The organism is Aquimarina hainanensis (assembly GCF_042684685.1).
GTDB lineage: Bacteria > Bacteroidota > Bacteroidia > Flavobacteriales > Flavobacteriaceae > Aquimarina > Aquimarina hainanensis.
The window spans coordinates 219,054-238,758 of the sequence record NZ_JBHULX010000022.1 but is presented as its reverse complement, the minus strand read 5'-3'; the positions used below and the strand labels follow the sequence as shown (position 1 = coordinate 238,758).

Here is a 19,705-nt window from a genome sequence, read left to right as displayed (position 1 = left end):
GGCTTCCTCATTCTTTGTGTAGCTGTATGGCAGTTCTAATCATATTATTTCTTTTCCAATGCTATTTTATACAGTGCATCTAATTTTTTTAGATTAGGGTTTCTTCTGTATATAAGAGATAATATTGTTAATAATGATCCTGCGATAACAAATACAACTACGATGGATGTCGTAATACTTGTCCCTGGAAAATGATTCATAAAATCAATGGTATTAGCTTTGAAAAAATGATTCAATTGATCTACTACAAATCCGGATAGTAAAAATGATAAAGGAGCTGCTGTTCCTATAAAAAAGCCAGAAAACCCTGTTAACCTACCGAGTATTTTTGTAGGTACTACCGTTTGAAAAAAAGCCTCATTAACTATGGCGGATACTGAGATGAGTGCTAAAATCATCATCCCTCCTATCCCTAAAATCCAAGGATTAACCTGAATGAAAAAACTAATCAGTATCAGCCCTACAAAAACATTCGCCCATATAATGATTTGTATAGGGTTATTAAATGTTTTTTTACTGGCCATTGCTCCTCCTCCTATAAGACTTCCTACACCTACACAAGCTAATACTAAGCCCAATACGTATTCATTAGAAAAATCCAAAATCAAAGGGGTAAACAATACGGTAATAAGTCCTACTAAAAAGTTAATCAGAAAAAAGAAAGAATACAGATATAAAAAGCCTTTTTGTTGTTTTATAAACTCCTTGACAACTTTGTAATCATTCTTCATACTGAATTTCTCTGATGATATTTCTACCACTACAAAACTCAATATTGAAAAAGCAATTACAGAGGTAAAGAAAGTTATTCCATCAAAAAGAAAGATATTACTCATCCCTATCAGCTTATACAAAATAGGAGCAACAATGGGTAACCCCATCTGAATTGTCGCATTAAGAGTACTTGATAACCCTTGCGCTCTTACTAATTGATCTTTGGGAACTAATGCTTTTGTAGAAACATAAAATGCTTGAAATACAAAAGTACTGGCAATCGATCCTACTCCTGCCACAATCATAATATGCCATGGGTGTAATTGCCCTAAATAATGAAGCGTCATAAGGATCATACTGCCGATCCCCGCTACTAACTGACCATATATGATCATTTTCTTTTTATTCCACCGATCGATTAAACTTCCTATAACAGGGGCTAAAAAAACGGCAGGAGCTGCTTCACAAAACCAGACAAAAGAATATAATGATATGCTCCCATCTGGTTGATCCAATATCCAAATGCTGAGTGCAAAATCAGTAAGGTCAGTCCCCATTAATGAAAACATTAACAGGGATAAATACGTGATATACTTCTTCATTATGAAATCAATGCTGTTTCATACTCTTCTTCTGATACCTTTTTATCTAAATGACCTGCTATCAAAATCGCATTAGCGGGATCTAATAGTGTTAAATGATTTCCTGGAATTGTATGAATACATACCTCGCTATCTATATAAGCACTCCAGCCATAATCATTTTTACTCAGCAAGGCTGCTTTTTCAAATCCATCATCCTTCAACACCTCTTCATCGACCTGTTCCTCCGTTTTAAACAACACAATACTGGTTCTCAATTTTTCATCTAACTGAGGTGTATATGAACAATTAATATTGTTTTTGTGTACTGCTACATAGGCTTCTAATTGTTTTCTGGTTAATCCTAAATTTGACATTTTCACAATGTTGTATAGCATGTCTAATTGTTCTTCACTGGATTTTCCTTCCAAATCAGAAAGCGTTAGTATTGTATGCGTGTTAAACTCTTTATTAATAAATACTGTTATCCCTGCAATAAGTTCTTCAAAGCTCAGTTTGATATCTTTTTGATGTGGAGGAATCGCATCAAACATGATTATTTCCTCTATCTGATACCCTCCTCTCTGTAATTGAATTGCCATTTCTAATGCGACTTCGCCTCCAAAAGAGTATCCTCCTAATCTATAAGGTCCTATAGGGTCTATTTTCTGCATTTTGGAAATATATACCGACGCCATCTCTTCTACAGTTTCCAGAACTTTTGTTTTCCCATCCATTCCCGGGGCCTGAAATGCATAAAAAGGCTGCTCTTCTCCTAATGAGAGGGCTAATGAACGGTAACATAATACCGTTCCTCCTCCTGGAGGAGCACAGAAAATCGGTTTTCTACTTCCTTTTCCATTTAAGGTTACTAAAATCTCATCCTGAATATCTATTCCGGAGAAACGCTTCTCTGCTAACTCTATAATGGTTGGGAACTCAAATAAACTAGCCAGACTTAGGTTCATAGAAAATACATGATTAATCTTTGCTATTAACTGTACTGCTAGTACAGAATGCCCTCCTAATTCGAAGAAATTATCATGAATTCCTACTCGTTCTACATCTAACAACTCTTCCCAAATAGCTACTAATTGTTTTTCTGTTTCTGTTCTTGGGGCAACATATGCATCTTTATAAAGAGAAGAAATATCTGGATCAGGTAATGATTTTCTGTCTAATTTCCCATTACTGTTTTTAGGGAGTTCTTTCATTGAAACCCAAACATCAGGTACCATATAGTCAGGTAGCTTTTTTCTCAACTCTTTTTTAATTTCCTGAGCATCTATTTCCTCATTTTCTGATACAAAATATCCAATCAAACGGTTATCGTTATTGTGATCTTTTTGTACGATGACACAGCCTTCTTTTATCGTTGATATGGCTGCTAATTGATTCTCTATCTCTCCCAGTTCTATTCTATGTCCTCTAATCTTGACCTGAGAATCTTTTCTTCCTATGTACTCTATCTTTCCATCTGCCAACCATCTTGCTAAGTCCCCTGTAAAGTACAGTTTTCCTTCTTTTTCGAATGGATTATCAATAAAGCATCTTTCTGTAAGTTCTTTTTTATTCAAATATCCTTTTGCAATACTATCTCCTCCTATACATAGTTCTCCGATGACTCCCATTGGGACTACATTGGTATTGGCGTCTACGATATACGCAGAATAATTAGGAAGCGGCACCCCTATAGTCACATCATTATCAGATGTCAGTTCTTCTATAGTTGCCCAAATGGTTGCTTCTGTCGGACCATACAAATTCCACAATGAATCACATAGAGGAAGTAGTTTATTTTTTAACTCATCACTAACTGCTTCTCCACAGCATAGCATGGTTAACCCTTTATTATATTTCAACCCACTAGACACTAACATCTTCCAATTAGAAGGGGTTGCCTGAATAAAGTCTGCATTATACTTTTCTATTTGTTTATGTAATGCCACTCCATTCGCTGACACTTCTTTATCAATCAATACTACCTGGGCTCCGGTTAATAACGGACTGAATAATTCCAGATAAAAAATATCAAATGTGTATGTCGTAATTGATAACAAGGTTTTCATATTCCTCATCTCTAACTGATCAATTGCTCCAAACAGAAAGTTAACTAAGTTTTTATGCGTTACCATTACTCCCTTAGGTTTTCCTGTACTACCAGATGTATATAATACATAGGCTACTGAAGCTGCTGTGGGAGCATACATATCAAGTTGTGCTGGTTCTTCTTCCATGAGTTCCTGAGCAATTTGATCCCATAATACTGTTGTTACGGTAGGGTTTTCTATTGCCGTTATCAAATCACTCTTACTCAATAAAAAGGCTATTTTGGCATCTTCTACTATATAATTAATACGATCCTGAGGGTACTCTGGACCAATTGGAACAAAGGTTCCCCCTGCTTTTAAGATTCCTAAAATGCTTATCACCATTTCCTGAGAACGATCCATCAGGATTCCGACCTTGGATTCTTTCTGAAGCCCTCTTTTTCGTAAATAGGTTGCTAATTTAGCAGATGCTTCATTAAGTGCTGCATACGACCATTTCGTATCTCCGAAAATCAATGCGGTTTTTTCCGGAGTTTTTTCTACTTGATCAGTGAATACATCGATTACGCTTTGATCTAAATCAAAACTTTTTGCTGTATCATTAAAAACATGAATTAATTGCTCTTCTTCTGCCTTGGTCAACATTTCTAGTGCCCCTATTGGAACTGTAGGGTCATTAACGATATTTTTTAACAAATTATCATAATGAAGCAATAACAGTTCGATGGTATTTTTCTTAAAGAGTGTTGAATTATATACCACATTCATCGATATCCCATTCTCTGTTTCTGTCGCGGTTAAAGTAATGTCAAACTGAGCCGTTTCTGCTGTGTATTCATAAGGAGATAATGTGATATCGTCCATTACAACATCCTCTATGTCCGGTGTATTCTGAAGTACAAACATTACCTGAAATAAGGGACTCATACTCATATCACGAGTGGTAGTTACCTTATCTACCACCTTCTCAAATGGTACCATCTGATGCTGATATGCTCCTAATGTAACTTCTTTTACTCTTTTCAATACCTCTATAAATGATACGTCCCCATTTACCGTTGTTCTCAGCGCTAATGTATTTACAAAAAAGCCTATTAAATTTTCCAGCTCCTGATAAGGGCGGTTAGCAATTGGAGTTCCGACACAGATATCCTCTTGTCCGCTATATCTATATAACAATACCTTAAAGGCTGTTAACAGGGTCATAAACAAGGTTGCTCCTTCTTGCTTTCCTACTTCTGCCAGACGTTTACTTACCTCTTCGTTTAATTCATATGTTATACTGCTTCCTTCTGTTGTTTGTTGAGCAGGTCTGGGATAATCTGTAGGAAGTGATAAGGAAGGAACTTCTTGTAATTGTGTTTCCCAATACGCTAACTGCTGTTCTAATACATCTCCAGACAAATATTTTCGCTGCCATATTGCATAATCGGCATATCTGAATGACATTTTTTCTACTGGAAGCTCTTGCTCCGCTGTAAGGTACTTATAATTATTCACCAGTTCGTCAAACAAAATTCCGTCTGACCATCCATCACTGGATATATGGTGCATTACCAATGCCAATACATATTTATTACTATCTTTTAATGTATACAAACACACCCTAATCATATAATCTTTTGCAAGATCAAAAGGCATATCTATAAATGTTGCAATTGCTTCTTCCAAATGAGATTCGTCTGTGACTATTTCTCGTGACATTAACCAGTTGTCACTATCCAAAATATCCTGATATCCGATTCCTTCCTGACTTTTTATAGTTGTTCTCAGAATATCATGTTTCTCTACAATCGCTTTAAATGATTTTTCTAAAACATCGATATTTAATACTCCTTCAATATGAAATATTCCTGGCATATGGTATTCTCTACTTCCTTGAAGGGTATCTAAAAACCATAAGCGTTCCTGGCTAAATGACAATGGAATTACCCCATCCCTTTCTTGCGGGGTAGGAGCAGGAATTGTTATATTTTGAGTTGTTCCTTCAATAAACTGACATTGTAATACTATTGTAGGATGTGCAAAAATATCTTTGATAGCGATCTCTGTATCAATAGCTTTCCTTATCATAGAAACCAGACGAGTCGCCAGTAGTGAATGCCCTCCAATCTCAAAGAAATTATCCTGAACTCCTACCTTATCTAATTTTAATAGTTCTTGCCATATTCCCGCCAATTGTTTTTCTAATGAAGACACTGGTGCGATATAAGTCGCTTCATCGACTTCCTTATTTTCAGGGTCTGGGAGGGACTTTTTATCAATTTTACCATTAGCTGTCAAAGGCATTTTTTCTAGGCTTACCCATACAGAAGGCACCATATATTCTGGTAATTTGCCACCCAGGTGTTCCTGTAATACTTCTTTTTGCAATGCTTCTTTGGTCACTACATAGGCAACTAATCGATTGTTATTACTTGTATCTCTTTTAGCTAATACACAACAGGTAGTAACAGAAGGGTGTTCTGATAAAACACTATCAATCTCTCCCAACTCAATTCTATGTCCTCTGATTTTTACCTGATCATCTTTTCTTCCCTGGTATTCCAAATTACCATCTGCTAACCAACACCCCAGATCTCCTGTTTTGTACAATCGATCTCCAAACACATCTGAGAAAGGGTTTTTCACAAAGCTCTTATTGGTTTTTTCATGATCATTTAGGTAGCCTCGTCCAACACCAACACCCGCTACGCATATTTCTCCTCCCACTCCTATTGGGGCTAAATGTCCCCAATTATCTACTACATACATTTTCATATTCGCTACTGGTTTTCCTATAGGAACTGAAACTGTTTCGGGGGATGCATGCATGAAATAGAAACTCACATCATCCGCAGCTTCTGTCGGACCATATGCGTTTGCTACAGGAATAGCAGGGTACGTATTAAACCATCGATCCAACAAAGCCTTTTGAACAGCTTCTCCCGTTACTAAGAAATACTGTAGGTTATTAAGGCTTTGCTCCTGATCAATGGTTAAAAGGCTATCTAAATAAGAAGGTACTAATTGTAATAAATTTACTTTTTCTTCAACCAAAGAGGATAGTAAATTCGCTGGTTCTAGGATCATTTCTTCATTATAAACAATCACCTGTCCTCCACATACAAGAGGGCTTAATATCTGCCATACAGAAATATCAAATGTAAAAGGAGCGGTAAACGCCATGACAGTTTCTTCATTCATTTTGAACTCATCAACCATAATCAACAAATGATTTAATAATCCCTTGTGCTCAATCATAGCTCCTTTGGGCGTTCCTGTACTTCCCGAGGTATAGATAATATATGCTAAGGAAGAAGGGGTCGCATACGGTGTATAAGTAACTTCAGTTGTTGTTTCCGTCGATGCTAAAAATTCATCTAATACAAGAGGGGTCACATTTCTGGCTGCAGTTATTATTTCTTTACTGGAACGATCAGTTATTACCACTTTTGCAGTAATTTCTTCCAGAATATATGCTAGTCTGGAATTTGGGTAATCCGGTTTCATAGGTACATATGCTGCACCTGCTTTTAGGATTCCCAGAATTCCTATTACCATTTCTGAGGTTCGTTCTAAACAAATACCTACTAAAGTGTCTTTTACAACTCCCTCGGCTTGTAACTGTGCAGCTACCTGATCTGATTGAACATCCAGTTCTTTATAGCTTATCTTTTTATCGTGATATACTACTGCAATTGCATCTGGATTTTTATTGACTTGTTCTTTGAATATCTGTGTTACTGTTTTGTCTAACGGATAACAAACTTCCGTATCGTTAAAATCATACAAAATCTGAGCATTCTCTTTTTCTGTCAACACATTAATAGAAGATAAAGCTCCATTAGGAGCTGCTAACATCTGTTCCAAAACAGTTCCGAAATGTCCTTGAATCATTTCTATTACTGTATCTTCTAACAAAGCTGTATTATAACTAAATTTCACATCCAATTCCTCGTTTAAGGTAATAGATATGGTTATAGGGTAATTGGTTTGTTCTTTTCCATCTACACTATCTATTGTAAGGTGAACATCTTTACCCTCTGATGTATCTGTAATAGGGAAATTCTCAAATACAAATAAAGTATCAAATAAATCTTCTTTTACACCAGTAAACTCCTGTATTTTTGCCAGGTTGATATACTGATATTCTCTACATGAGGTATGATTTCCCTGTATTGTTTCCAACCAATCGACAATGTGTTCTTTTTCGCCCAGTATGGTTCGTAAAGGAAGGGTATTTATATATAACCCTACCCGCTGCTCCGGGTTTCCGATCTCTGCAGGTCTCCCTGATACGGTTACTCCAAATTTTACATCTGTATATCCAGTATATTTAGACAATAAAAATGCCCATACTCCCTGCAGAATTGTGTTCGGAGTCAAACGATAACGTTTTGAAAAATCAATTAACTTCTGAGTGACATTTTTATCTACAACCAAAGAAGATTCCTTGAATTCCCCTGTTATTTTATTTCCAGAAGTTTCTGTTTTAGAAAACGGTAATAAAGTAGGAGCCTCTACTCCTTCTAAATACGTTCTCCAAAAATTTTCCTCTACTTTGGTATCTTTATTAGCGATGTATTTTATGTAATCTTCATAAGAATCCTCTGCAACATCCTCTGGTGTATTTCCAACTATGTAACAGTTATAAGCATATAACAATTCATTAATCAAAATAGGTAATGACCATCCATCCATAATAATATGATGATTGGTAAAGACCATCTTATAAGTGGTTTCATCTAATTTGAGTAATGCGATTCTTATCAGTGGAGCTTCATTAAAAGAAAAACCCCTTGTATAGTCCTCTTCCATAAAGTGGGCTACGCGTTCTTCTTTCTCTTCTCTAGAAAAAGAGCTAAGATCTATTTCTGTAAAAGGTAGTTCAATACTTTCATACACACGTTGTACAGGTAAACTGATTTCTTCATAAAAAAAGGCTGTTCTCAAAATCGAATGTCGACTGATCACATATTCCCAGGATTTTTTTAATACCTCAACATCTACTTTTTTTGTAAAATCGAATTCAAACTGAATGGTATAAGAACTAGAATCCGGATCATATAAGCCATGAAATAGCAATCCTTCCTGCAGAGGGCTCAATTTATAAAACACCTGCTTTTTTGCTTCATTTCTCAAGTGTTCAATCAATCCAGGTTTATTATCTCGTATAAACTCTATAATTTCTTTATTCTTCTTTACTTTTTCAGTTTCTTCTTTTGTCAGTTTCCCCTGAAGTCCTTTTAAAACTAATTTCCCCTCTTTTTCTACTAAGAAAAGATTTAACTCTTTTAGTTTCTTTATAAAAAATTCCATGTTGATGTTGATATTTTTAAGCGTGTGTGAATTAAAACTCTAATATGTCACTTCCTTTTTCTGATAAGTCTTCTTCTAAAAAAGAGGTGAACTCTTCGAGCTCTTTGTAATTTATTTCTTCTTGTAACCCATAATCAGAAGGGGTAAATTCTCTGGTAGTATGCATACTGCAATACGCAATAATTGCCTGGAGGTTTTTAATAAATTGCTGAGCTATTTGTTCTATTGTCTCACTCTTGTATTCTGCTGTCGAGTAGCTCCAATTTAGTTGTAATGTTCCTTGTGTTATTGAACCATTTATTTCTATTTTGTTTTCAAAAACAAGGGAATCTCCTACCATACCTCCCGGAGATTCTTCTGCTGTAGCAATCATAGAGTCTTTCTCAATAATATTATCCAACTGTCCCAGATAATTAAACACAATATCCCAGCTTGTTTTCGACAGTCCTTCTTTTATCTCCTGGTTTTCGTGTAGATATTTCAGGGCTCCATAACTCATTCCTTTTTCAGGGATGTTTCGCAACATCTCTTTTACTGACTTTATAACCCCTCCTAGGTCTTTGGCATTTTCTACCTCTAGCCGAACTGGATAGAGATTCGTAAACCATCCTGCTGTATTACTGATATCCAATCTATCCGATATCTCTTCTCTACCATGCCCTTCCATTCCAATCACCAGATTTTTATTTTTTGTCCAATCAGTTATGGTAATTGCCAGACAACTTAGCAGAAGATCGTTTATCTCTGTTCCAAACAGATGATGAACATCCTGAAGCAATTTGGTCGTATCTGTATTACTCAGAGAAACAGTATAGTGTCGGACACTTGCTCTTGTTTTATAGCTTTTATTAATATCTACAGGTAATGGATTATAAGCACTTATTACTTTCTTCCAATAATGTTGTTGGTTTGTAATTGCCGGGCTATTGGCAAACTCCTGTAGTCCTAAAGACCACTCTCGGTAAGAGCTTCCCTTGCTTCCTAAATCTATTGTCTCTTTTGAAAGCAATGCTGTAATTACTCTGGCAAAATCATCTAATATCGTTCTCCAGGATACTCCATCTACAACTAGATGATGCCCTACTAATAACACCCGATTTTGTCCATCTCTCTCGGGAGTTTGTAATAAAACTGCCTGAAATGTATTCGCTGGAGTTATTTTCTTCTGATATGTGTTACAGATTCTTGTGATCTCATTAGCTGTTGTCGTTTCTGGAGTAGCTTTGACTGAAACGATTGCCAACTCACAATACCTTTCCGTATATTGCTGTATCCAGTTTTCTTCTTTTTTGATATATGAAAATCGCAAAGCATCGTGATATGCACTAATCAATTGAAGCGCTTCTTCTAAAATCGCTATTGTTATGGATTTATCAACAGCGAGTAATACAGACTGATTAAAAGGGGCTCCTGCTGTATGTAAGGTTTCAAAATACCAGTGCTGTATCGGAAGTAAATCACTTTTCCCGCTCAAGATTCCTTGTTCCCCCTGAGTCATTTCTATCTGATTAACAACAAACTGTGCTAAACTCTCTATAGTTTGATGATCAAAAACATCTCTGGGTTTAAGTTGATACCCTAATCGCTTTATTCTACTTACTAACTGAATGGTAATAATAGAATCTCCTCCCAATTCGAAGAAATTATCCTTAATCCCTAACGTATCTACAACTAACAGTTCTTTCCATACAGTTACCAATGCCTTTTCAATTTCTGTGGATGGTGCTACATATGCTGCTTTAGAGGTCATGGTGACCGCCGGATCTGGCAGTACCTTCTTATTGATTTTTCCATTACTGGTCAAAGGCATTTCGTCTAAAAATGTCCAGATAGCAGGTACCATATAATCTGGTAATTGCGCTCCCAGGTATTTTTGAATTTCATAGGTATCAATCGGGGAGGTCGCTACTACATATCCAATTAACCGGTTGTTATTATTTTGATCTTTCTTAGCCAGCACACAACAAGATTTGATAGCTTTATGCTGAGAAAGCACATGTTCTATTTCTCCTAATTCTATTCGGTATCCTCTGACTTTTACCTGATCATCCTTTCTTCCTAAAAACAGTAAATTTCCATCTGAAAGCCATTGTACCATATCTCCTGTACAATACATTTTTGCTTGAGGACCAAATGGGTTTTCTATGAATTTTTGCGCAGATAATTCAGGACGGTTAAGATATCCTCTGGCAACTCCGGCTCCTGCTATACAAAGTTCCCCTGGTACTCCTATCGGTACAATATTACGATCATTATCCAACACGTATACTTGTGCATTTGCTATCGGACGTCCAATAGGAATTAAGCTTGAGAATTCCTCTTTGAATATAGTGGCACATATACTAGATTCTGTCGGACCGTATGCATTGATAAACTGACCTACTTGGGCATATGCTTTTGCTTTTTCAAAAGCAGCTTGTTCTCCTGCTGTTACTATCGTACGAAGACTTTGAATATCTTCTGTTTCTAATAACCTAAAAAACGCAGGGGGTAATGTTGCCCAATCAATTTGATTGCTGACTATATATGCAACAAAGCTTTGTATATCTGATTTAGTCCCTTCATCGATAATATATAATGTTGCTCCTTTTATCAAGGTGATAAATATCTCAGAAACAGAAGCATCAAAAGCCTGACTCGCAAATTGCAAACAATGATCTTCTTTATGAATCTCAAAATCTTCTATCTGGGCATATATCGTATTCATAATACTTTGATGCTCGATCATAACCCCTTTAGGTTTTCCGGTACTCCCTGAGGTATAAATCACATACGCTAATTGAGCTGATTCTGGTGCAGGAAGTTTTTTTACCGGTGTATTCATTACTATTTCCCAATCCTGATCGATTGCTAATTGCTGTATATTTTCTAAAACGATATCAGGACAGGTCGAATCTTTAACAAGTATTGTTGCCCTGGTATCTTCCAGAATATATTGTACTCGTTCCAGAGGATACGAAGGATCAATAGGAACATACGCTGCTCCTGCTTTTAATATCCCCAGTATACTTACAATCATTGTTGTGGAACGTGCAGTACAAATACATATTAACGTTTCTCTCGTTACTCCTTTTTCCAGTAAGTACATCGCCAGTTGATCAGACTGCTTATCTAATGCATGGTAGGACAACTTTTCTTTTTCACCCACTACAGCTATCCTATCAGCAGAAAGAAGTGCTTGTTTTCTAAAAGCAGTTACCAGATTTTTTTCTTCCGGGAAGGGAACAGCTGTATTATTAAACGTGGTAAGAAGTTGTTTTTTCTCTTCCTCTGTTACGATATTGATATCTTTTATAAAAGTTTCCGGAGCTTCCAGCACCTGAGATAAAAGTTTCTCATAGTGTTGCATCATACGTTCTATTCTGGCTTCTTTAAATAAATCTGGATTATAAATAACATCTAATGAAATTCCTTTTTCCGATTCATTTGCTGTTATCGTCAAATCAAATTGAGAAAAAACTTCTTCTACTTCATAGATATTCAGGGATACTCCTCCCATCATATCAGACTCCTCTTCAGGTGTATTTTGTAATACAAACAGTACCTGAAATAAAGGACTTATACTTCTATCTCTGGTGTCAACCACCCGATCTACTACTTTCTCGAATGGAGTATCCTGATGTGTATAGGCATCTAAAGTTGTGTTTTTTACTTGCTGTACCAGGTCGCTAAAGGAAGTAGTTCCCCGGACATCAGATCGCAATGCTAATGTATTAGCAAAAAAGCCAATAATCTCTTCTAATTCACTATGGGTTCTATTCGCCATAGGAGTCCCAACACAAATATCATTTTGCCCACTATATTTATATAACAATACCTTAAAACCGGCTAACAAAGTCATAAAAACAGTACTTCCTTCATTTTTTGTAAGTACTGCCAGTTGCTTTCTGATATTTCCTGTCAATTCATATGAAAAAATCGCTCCGGACGTTGTCGGCATAGCAGGTCTGTCAAAATCAGTAGGCAATAAAAGAGGGGGAGTTCCACGTAATTTCTCTTCCCAATACGACAATTGACTCTCTAAAACGTTATGAGACAACTTTTTGCGTTGCCAGACTGCATAATCCGTATATTGAATCGGTAATGGATCTAATATTCTTTCTTTTCCTGACTGATATTGATTATACGCTTGGATAAGTTCCTTTTGCAAAATTCCATTAGACCACCCATCTCCTGAAATATGATGAATTACAATTCCCAATACGTATGATGTCTCGCTTTTTTGAAAAACAACAGCTCTCATCATATAATCATCAGAGAGATTAAAAGGACGTACAATAAACTCTGAAATAGCTGACTTTAACTCAGATTCATTTGTTATTTGTTCATACTGTAATTTCCATGACTCCCAAGGTTTTATTTCCTGATATCCAATTCCATCACTCGATTTTATCACTGTTCGTAATGCCTGGTGTCGTTCCATCACTGTATAAAAAGCTTTCTCCAGCAATTGTATATCTAGTATCCCTTGTAAGGAAAATACGGTAGGCATATGATAGGCTGTGCTTCCTTCTAACTGATCTAAAAACCAAAGACGTTCCTGACTAAAAGATAAAGGAATCTTATCCAGATTGTCTGTTATCTTTTCTATGGGTATTGAATTATCTACTGCTTTTTGATCTAGTATATGAGAGGCTAATGTTTCTACTGTTGGGAATCTGAAAATATCTTTAACCGTAATTTCTGCTTTCGTTTTATCTCGTATCGCTGCCATCAATCGGGCTGCTAATAAAGAATGTCCTCCTAACTGAAAGAAATCATCTGTAGTCCCTACAGTATCCAGATGTAGTAATGCTTCCCAAATTTCGCAAAGAAGCTGTTCTGTATCATTTTTAGGTGGTGTATAAGTGGTTTGTAAGGCTGAAAAATCAGGAACAGGAAGTCTTTTTTTAGCTACTTTTCCATTTTCAGTAATCGGTAATTCATCAATTGGGATCCATACTACAGGTACCATATAATCAGGTAACTTTGATTTGGCAAATTTGATAAGCTCCTCTTTCTCCAGTTGTATATCATTTACCCAATACCCTATTAAGCGTTTATTTTTATTAGTATCTTCCTGTACCGTAACAACAAGCTGCAACCCTGAAGTATATTGTTGTAGGACGTTTTCTATTTCTCCTAATTCTATTCTATGCCCTCTGATTTTTACCTGTTCATCTTTTCTACCTGAAAAATGCAACGCTCCATCAGTCCGCCACTTAACGATATCTCCTGTTGCATACATAATGGTTCCCGGACGAAACGGATTCTGGATAAATCGTTCTTTTGTCAATGTTTCTTGATGCAAATACCCTGCTGCAACTCCTTCCCCACTTACATATAACTCTCCTTCTACACCTATTGGAACGAGCTTTTTTTCTTTATCCAATACATAGACTTCAGTATTTGCTATTGGGCTTCCTATGGCAATTTCTCCTATATCCTGACCAGTAACTTTATAATACGTACTCACTACCGTATCCTCTGTTGGTCCGTAATTATTGTAAATATTGAGTTTTGTAGATTTTGGTAGCTGCAATGCCTCTCCTCCTGTCAGGATAGTAATCCCTTCTATCTCTATTTCTTTTTGTACGATTCGCTGGCATAACTGGCTTGGAATATAAGCATGTGTGATTTCATGCGTTTGCAAAAAGTGTATTAATGCTTCTATATCATACCGTACCTCATCTTCTGTAATTGGATACAGTGTAGCTCCTGACATAAGATATGGAAAAATCTCCCATATTGAAGCGTCAAATCCAATGGCAGAAAATAAAGTCGCTCTACTCGTAGCATTTACTTTATACACTTCTTTATGCCAACAGCACAAATTGATTAAACTACGGTGTTTAATCTTGACCCCTTTAGGTTTTCCTGTACTTCCTGAAGTATAAATAACATATGCTATTGCCTCTGCATTAAAGTGTTCTGTTTTTTCTCTTTCTTTAGGCTCTCCTGCTACTGATTGAACAACAGTATCCAAATCAATGTATTCTACTTCTTTATCATGACAATCCCTAAGCAGAATTTCTGAAGTCTTGACAACCCAATGAAGCTGTGCATCGTCTATTATATGTTGAATCCGTTCTGCTGGATATTCCGGATCAATTGGTACGTAGGTTGCTCCAGACTTGAGAACTCCCAAAATAGTCCGAAGTAAATTTGATGATCTAGAAATACAAACTCCTATCAAATCACCCGCAGCAACTCCTTGTTTATTGAGGTAATTTGCCAATTGGTTTGATTGTTCATCAATTTCTTTATAGGAAATTTGCTCTTCAACTGTGACCACTGCATACTGTTCTGGGTGTAGTGATACTTGTTCTTCGAACAGATCTACAAAAGAAGTAGTTAACGGATATGATTTTTTAGTAGCATTAAATTCTTCAAGTAATTGATACCTTTCTTCTTCTTTTAGTATATCAACCTTTCCTACTGGCACTTCAATATCAATTACAATTTGCTTTAAAAACTCCTGATAATGAGCAGCTATTTGTTGAATTGTTTCTTTTGTAAACAAATCGGATTTGCTAACGAAGCTTATTAATAACTCATCATTATCTGTTTCATTAACGGTTAGTGTGATATCAAAATGAGAAGTGTTTTCTGTAAAATCATATGGTGTAACCATTATTCCTTCTAAAGGGACTTCTTTTGTTTCCGGCAGGTTTTGTAATACAAACATTACCTGAAACAAAGGACTCATACTCATATCTCGTACCTTGATTACTTTATCAACAATTTTTTCAAAAGGCACCAACTGATGATCATATGCTTCTAAAGTAGTTTTCTTTACTTCTTGAAGAACGTTTTTAAACGTAGTTGTTTCTTGTATGGATGTCCGTAATGCCAATGTATTGACAAAAAAGCCTATCATTTCTTCTAACTCCTGCTGTAGTCTGTTTGCTATCGGAGTTCCTACACAAATATCTTCTTGACCACTATACTTATGTAAAATCACCTTGAACGAAGCCAATAAGGTCATAAATAAAGTAACACCTTCTTGCTTACTTATGTTTCGTAACTTTTTAGTGATTTCTTTATTTATTCTTCCTGCTACAGTAAATCCTGCTGTAGTCAACTCAACCGGTCGGGAATAATCTAGAGGGAGCTTTAATGGGGAAACCTCCTTTAGTTTTGTTTCCCAATATGTCAGTTGATCTTCTAATTGTTTTTCCGATAAAAATGAACGTTGCCATATTGCATAATCTCTATATTGCAATTCCGGAATTTTGGGAATATAAGAACTGTCCTGGTGGTATTTTTGATACAACTCCATTAAATCTTTGATCAAAATACTGTTAGACCATCCATCTCCTGCGATATGATGCAGAATAAACCCTAAAACATAACTTCCTTCTTTGAGAGTGTACAAAGTGGCTCTCAACATATAATCTTCTGACAAATTAAAAGGTGTTTTTATATCCTGCTCCAACACCTCTTCTATTCGCTCTTTGGAGGTCAATACTTTTTTATGTAATTCCCATTGATCTGCAGGAATTAGCGACTGATAAGCCACCCCTTTTTCTGAACGAATAACTGTATGTAATATCTGATGCCTGGTAACAATTGCTCGTAAAGATTTTTCGAGCGCTTCCATATCCAAGTCTCCACTTAACTGGATAATTCCCGGTATATGATATTCCAGACTTCCCTGAAGTTGATCTAAAAACCAAAGGCGTTCCTGGCTAAAAGACAAAGGGCTCCTCTCTACTCTTTCTTGCACTGTTATTTCGGGCAGAACTGGCGTTCTTTTTTCTGCTGTTATAAACTTCACTTGTTCTGCCAACGTTGGGAATACAAATATATCTTTGATCATAATCTCAGTATCCATCGCCTTTCTAATCATGGCTACCAAACGTGTCGCTAATAATGAATGCCCTCCCAAGTCGAAAAAATTATCAAACATTCCAATTTTTTCTATCGACAATAATTCACTCCATATTGCTGCCAAGGAAATTTCTAATTCACTAGCAGGTGCCACATATGATTGTTGAGAAATTGTAGCAAATGCTGGTTCAGGAAGTGCTTTCTTATTCAGTTTCCCATTACTATTCAAAGGAATTTTATCTACCTGCATCCAAACATCGGGGATCATATACTCAGGAAGTGTCGTGCGGATTTCAGCTTCTATATCGGTTGACTTCAATTCGCCTTGTACCGTAACATAAGCTATTAATCGTTTGTTTTTTGTACCATCTTCATGTACCAATACACGGCATTCTATTACTTCTTCCTGAGCAGCTATGGCGCTTTCTATTTCTCCTAATTCAATTCGATACCCTCTGACTTTTACCTGAGCATCTTTTCTTCCGATAAATTCGATGCTTCCATTAGGAAGCCATTTTGCTAAATCTCCGGTACGGTATATTTTTCTGCCTTTTAGGTATGGATTCTCAAGAAATTTTTCTGCGGTTAAGGCGGCTCGCTGAAGATAACCTTTTGCCAGCCCTTCGCCTCCAATACAAAGTTCTCCAACAGCACCGACCGGAACCATTTTTTGCTGTGTATCCATAACATAGACTGAGGTATTAGAAAGCGGATATCCAATCGGAACAGTATCTTTTATTTCATCTTTGCTATCAACCGAATAATAGGTAGCATATACAGTTGTCTCTGTAGGACCATAAACATGAATGAGCTTACCTGCCCCCAGGATAGATAGTGCTTTTTGTACATGTCCTACGGATACCATCTCCCCTCCAAACAATAAGCTTTTGAGACAGGAAACCGTTTCTATACCACAGTCGACCATCGCATTAAACAAAGCTGTAGTAACAAAACATTTTGTGATTTGATAATGTTTAATAGTTTCTGACAATCGCAGTCCATCTGAGGCAACCTCTTCTTTTATCAAAAACAAAGTAGCTCCTTTTAACAAACTGCTAAAGATCTCATAAACTGATCCGTCAAATGCATAATTCGACCATTGGAGTACGTGGTCTGATGCTGATACCTGAATAGGGTTTGCGTCATATACCAGCTTCAAAATGTTATGCTGTGTTATCTCAATTCCTTTTGGCAATCCTGTTGTCCCCGAAGTGTACATTACATACGCCTCTTTTTGATAGGCTATTTCTTTTGCTTCTTTCGTATATGAATTCAGGATATTGGTATCTAAGAACTTTGCTCCGGTGATTCCTATGTCCAAGCTCATCGCATAGTCATTGCAAACAATGTAGGTCAAAGCTGCATCCGCAACAATATGTTTCAACCTACCTAAAGGCAAGGTTGGATCCAAAGGAACATAAGCCCCTCCTGCTTTTAGAATTCCCAGAATACTAGCAATCATATCCATATTACGCCTGGAAAGTATTCCTACTTTTTCTCCTGGCATAACCCCTTGTTTCTGTAGGTAATCAGCTATCTGATTTGATGAATCTTCTAGCTCCTGATATGTCATTTCTTCATTTTCAAAAACCAACGCTTTTTTGGATGCATTTTTTTCTACCTGTACCCGGAAAATATCCACTATGGATTGATTTTTAGGGTACGTAATTTCAGTTGCATTAAAAGTATGTAGTAATTTATGTGTTTCCTCTTTCGTAAGAATTGTCAGATCTGCTATTCGCTGATCCGGAAGAATCAGTTGTTCTAAGACAGTTTTGAAATGTTCCTGAATCGAGCAGATACTGGATACAGAAAGCAAATCTGCATTATAGTTAAACTTTATCTCTAATTTATCTCCCAGACTAGCTACAATTGCTAATGGATAATTGGTTTGTTCTTTATCATCCATATTCCCTATGGAAAGTGCATTGTCTACTTCTGATAATGCCTCGGATATCGGGTAATTTTCAAAAACAAGAATACTATCAAACAACTCTTCCTTTACCTCACAAAAACTTTGAATGGTCGCCAGGTTGGTGTATTGATATTCTCTACAAGCTGTATGCTCGGATTGTAACTGTAATAACCAATCTGCTACTTGCATTTCATCTTCCAATCTGGTTCGTAAAGGAAGGGTATTGATAAATAACCCCACTCTATCTTCAGAATCTTTTAGATCTGTGGGACGTCCTGATACTGTAACTCCATATACAACATCCTTATTCCCTGTATATTTAGTCAATAAAAAAGCCCATACCCCTTGTAAAATCGAGTTGACTGTTACATGATTTTTTCTGGCATATGACCTGATCTTTTCTGCTAAAAAATGATCTATTAACAGGGTTGATTCTCCTGATTCCCCTTTCGTTTTATTTACAGAATTCACTGTTTCTGTAAAAGGTAATAAGGTAGGAGTTTCTATTCCCTGAATATAGTTTTTCCAGAAATTCTCTTCTGTATTTTTATCTTTTCCTGCAATATATTTTATGTAATCTTCATAGACATCTTCTTCTTTTACCGGAAGTTTTTGTCCTTTTTCTAATGCATGATAAGCTTGTAACAGTTCTGTAAATAAAACCGAAACAGACCAACCGTCTAACAAGATATGATGGAATGTCAATACCATCCTGTATGAGGTCTTACTTCTTTTTATCATTGTCACTCTAAGCAATGGTGCTTCATTAAACTGAAACCCATTTTGATGATCTGATTTCATGAAGGCTTCAAGCGCTTCTTCTTGTTCCTTCTCTTTATAAGAACTATAATCTAATCGTATAAAGGGAAGGGAAACATTCTCAAAAACGCGTTGCACTGGTATTTTGAACTCTTCATGAAAGAATGCCGTTCTAAGAATACTGTGATTATTCAACACATACTCCCACGCAGCCTTTAGTGCTTCAACATTTATTTCCTGAAGAAAGTCCAGAGAAAACTGTACGGTATATGCTGTCGCTTCTGGATTGTATAACCCATGGAACAAAAGCCCCTCCTGAAGCGGGCTTAATTTATAAATCCTATCTCTGGAAGAATTCTGTTTCTCTTTAGTTTTTTCTTCTTTCAGGTGAGCTAAAAGTGCTTCCTTATTCGCCTTTATAAAAGCTATTATCTCATGTTTACTTGCTTCAAATGAGGCTTGTTTATTATCGGTTCTGTTTTTATATTTTTTTAAAACCAAGCTATCATTTTCTTCGATGATAAAAAGGTTTAACTCATCAAGTTTATTGATAAAATCTTTCATTTTATGCC

At 36.3% G+C, this 19,705-nt stretch carries 3 protein-coding genes; all 3 read right to left on the bottom strand.

Going from position 1 to position 19,705, the window contains the following annotated elements:
* Positions 1–44 precede the first annotated feature (44 nt).
* Genes ACFSTE_RS13045 through ACFSTE_RS13035 form a run of 3 tightly spaced genes read right to left on the bottom strand, consistent with a single transcriptional unit; the run spans position 45 to position 19,697 of the window.
* Positions 45–1,316, bottom strand: a complete 1,272-nt coding sequence (locus ACFSTE_RS13045) for an MFS transporter (protein ID WP_378253470.1) — start codon at positions 1,314–1,316, stop codon at positions 45–47.
* A complete protein-coding gene (locus ACFSTE_RS13040; RefSeq protein WP_378253468.1) occupies positions 1,316–8,647 on the bottom strand; it encodes an amino acid adenylation domain-containing protein in 7,332 nt (2,443 codons plus the stop codon). Before ACFSTE_RS13040 ends, ACFSTE_RS13045 begins: the two co-directional genes overlap by 1 nt.
* A 31-nt stretch (positions 8,648–8,678) precedes the next feature.
* Entirely contained in the window at positions 8,679–19,697 is an 11,019-nt protein-coding gene (locus ACFSTE_RS13035) for a non-ribosomal peptide synthetase (RefSeq protein WP_378253466.1), read from the bottom strand.
* Positions 19,698–19,705: the final 8 nt, after the last annotated feature.

Bases quoted from the DNA above. Each gene is read 5' to 3' on its own strand.
- ACFSTE_RS13045 (WP_378253470.1), bottom strand. From the start codon at position 1,316: ATGAAGAAGTATATCACGTATTTATCCCTGTTAATGTTTTCATTAATG.
- ACFSTE_RS13040 (WP_378253468.1), bottom strand. From the start codon at position 8,647: ATGGAATTTTTTATAAAGAAACTAAAAGAGTTAAATCTTTTCTTAGTA.
- ACFSTE_RS13035 (WP_378253466.1), bottom strand. From the start codon at position 19,697: ATGAAAGATTTTATCAATAAACTTGATGAGTTAAACCTTTTTATCATC.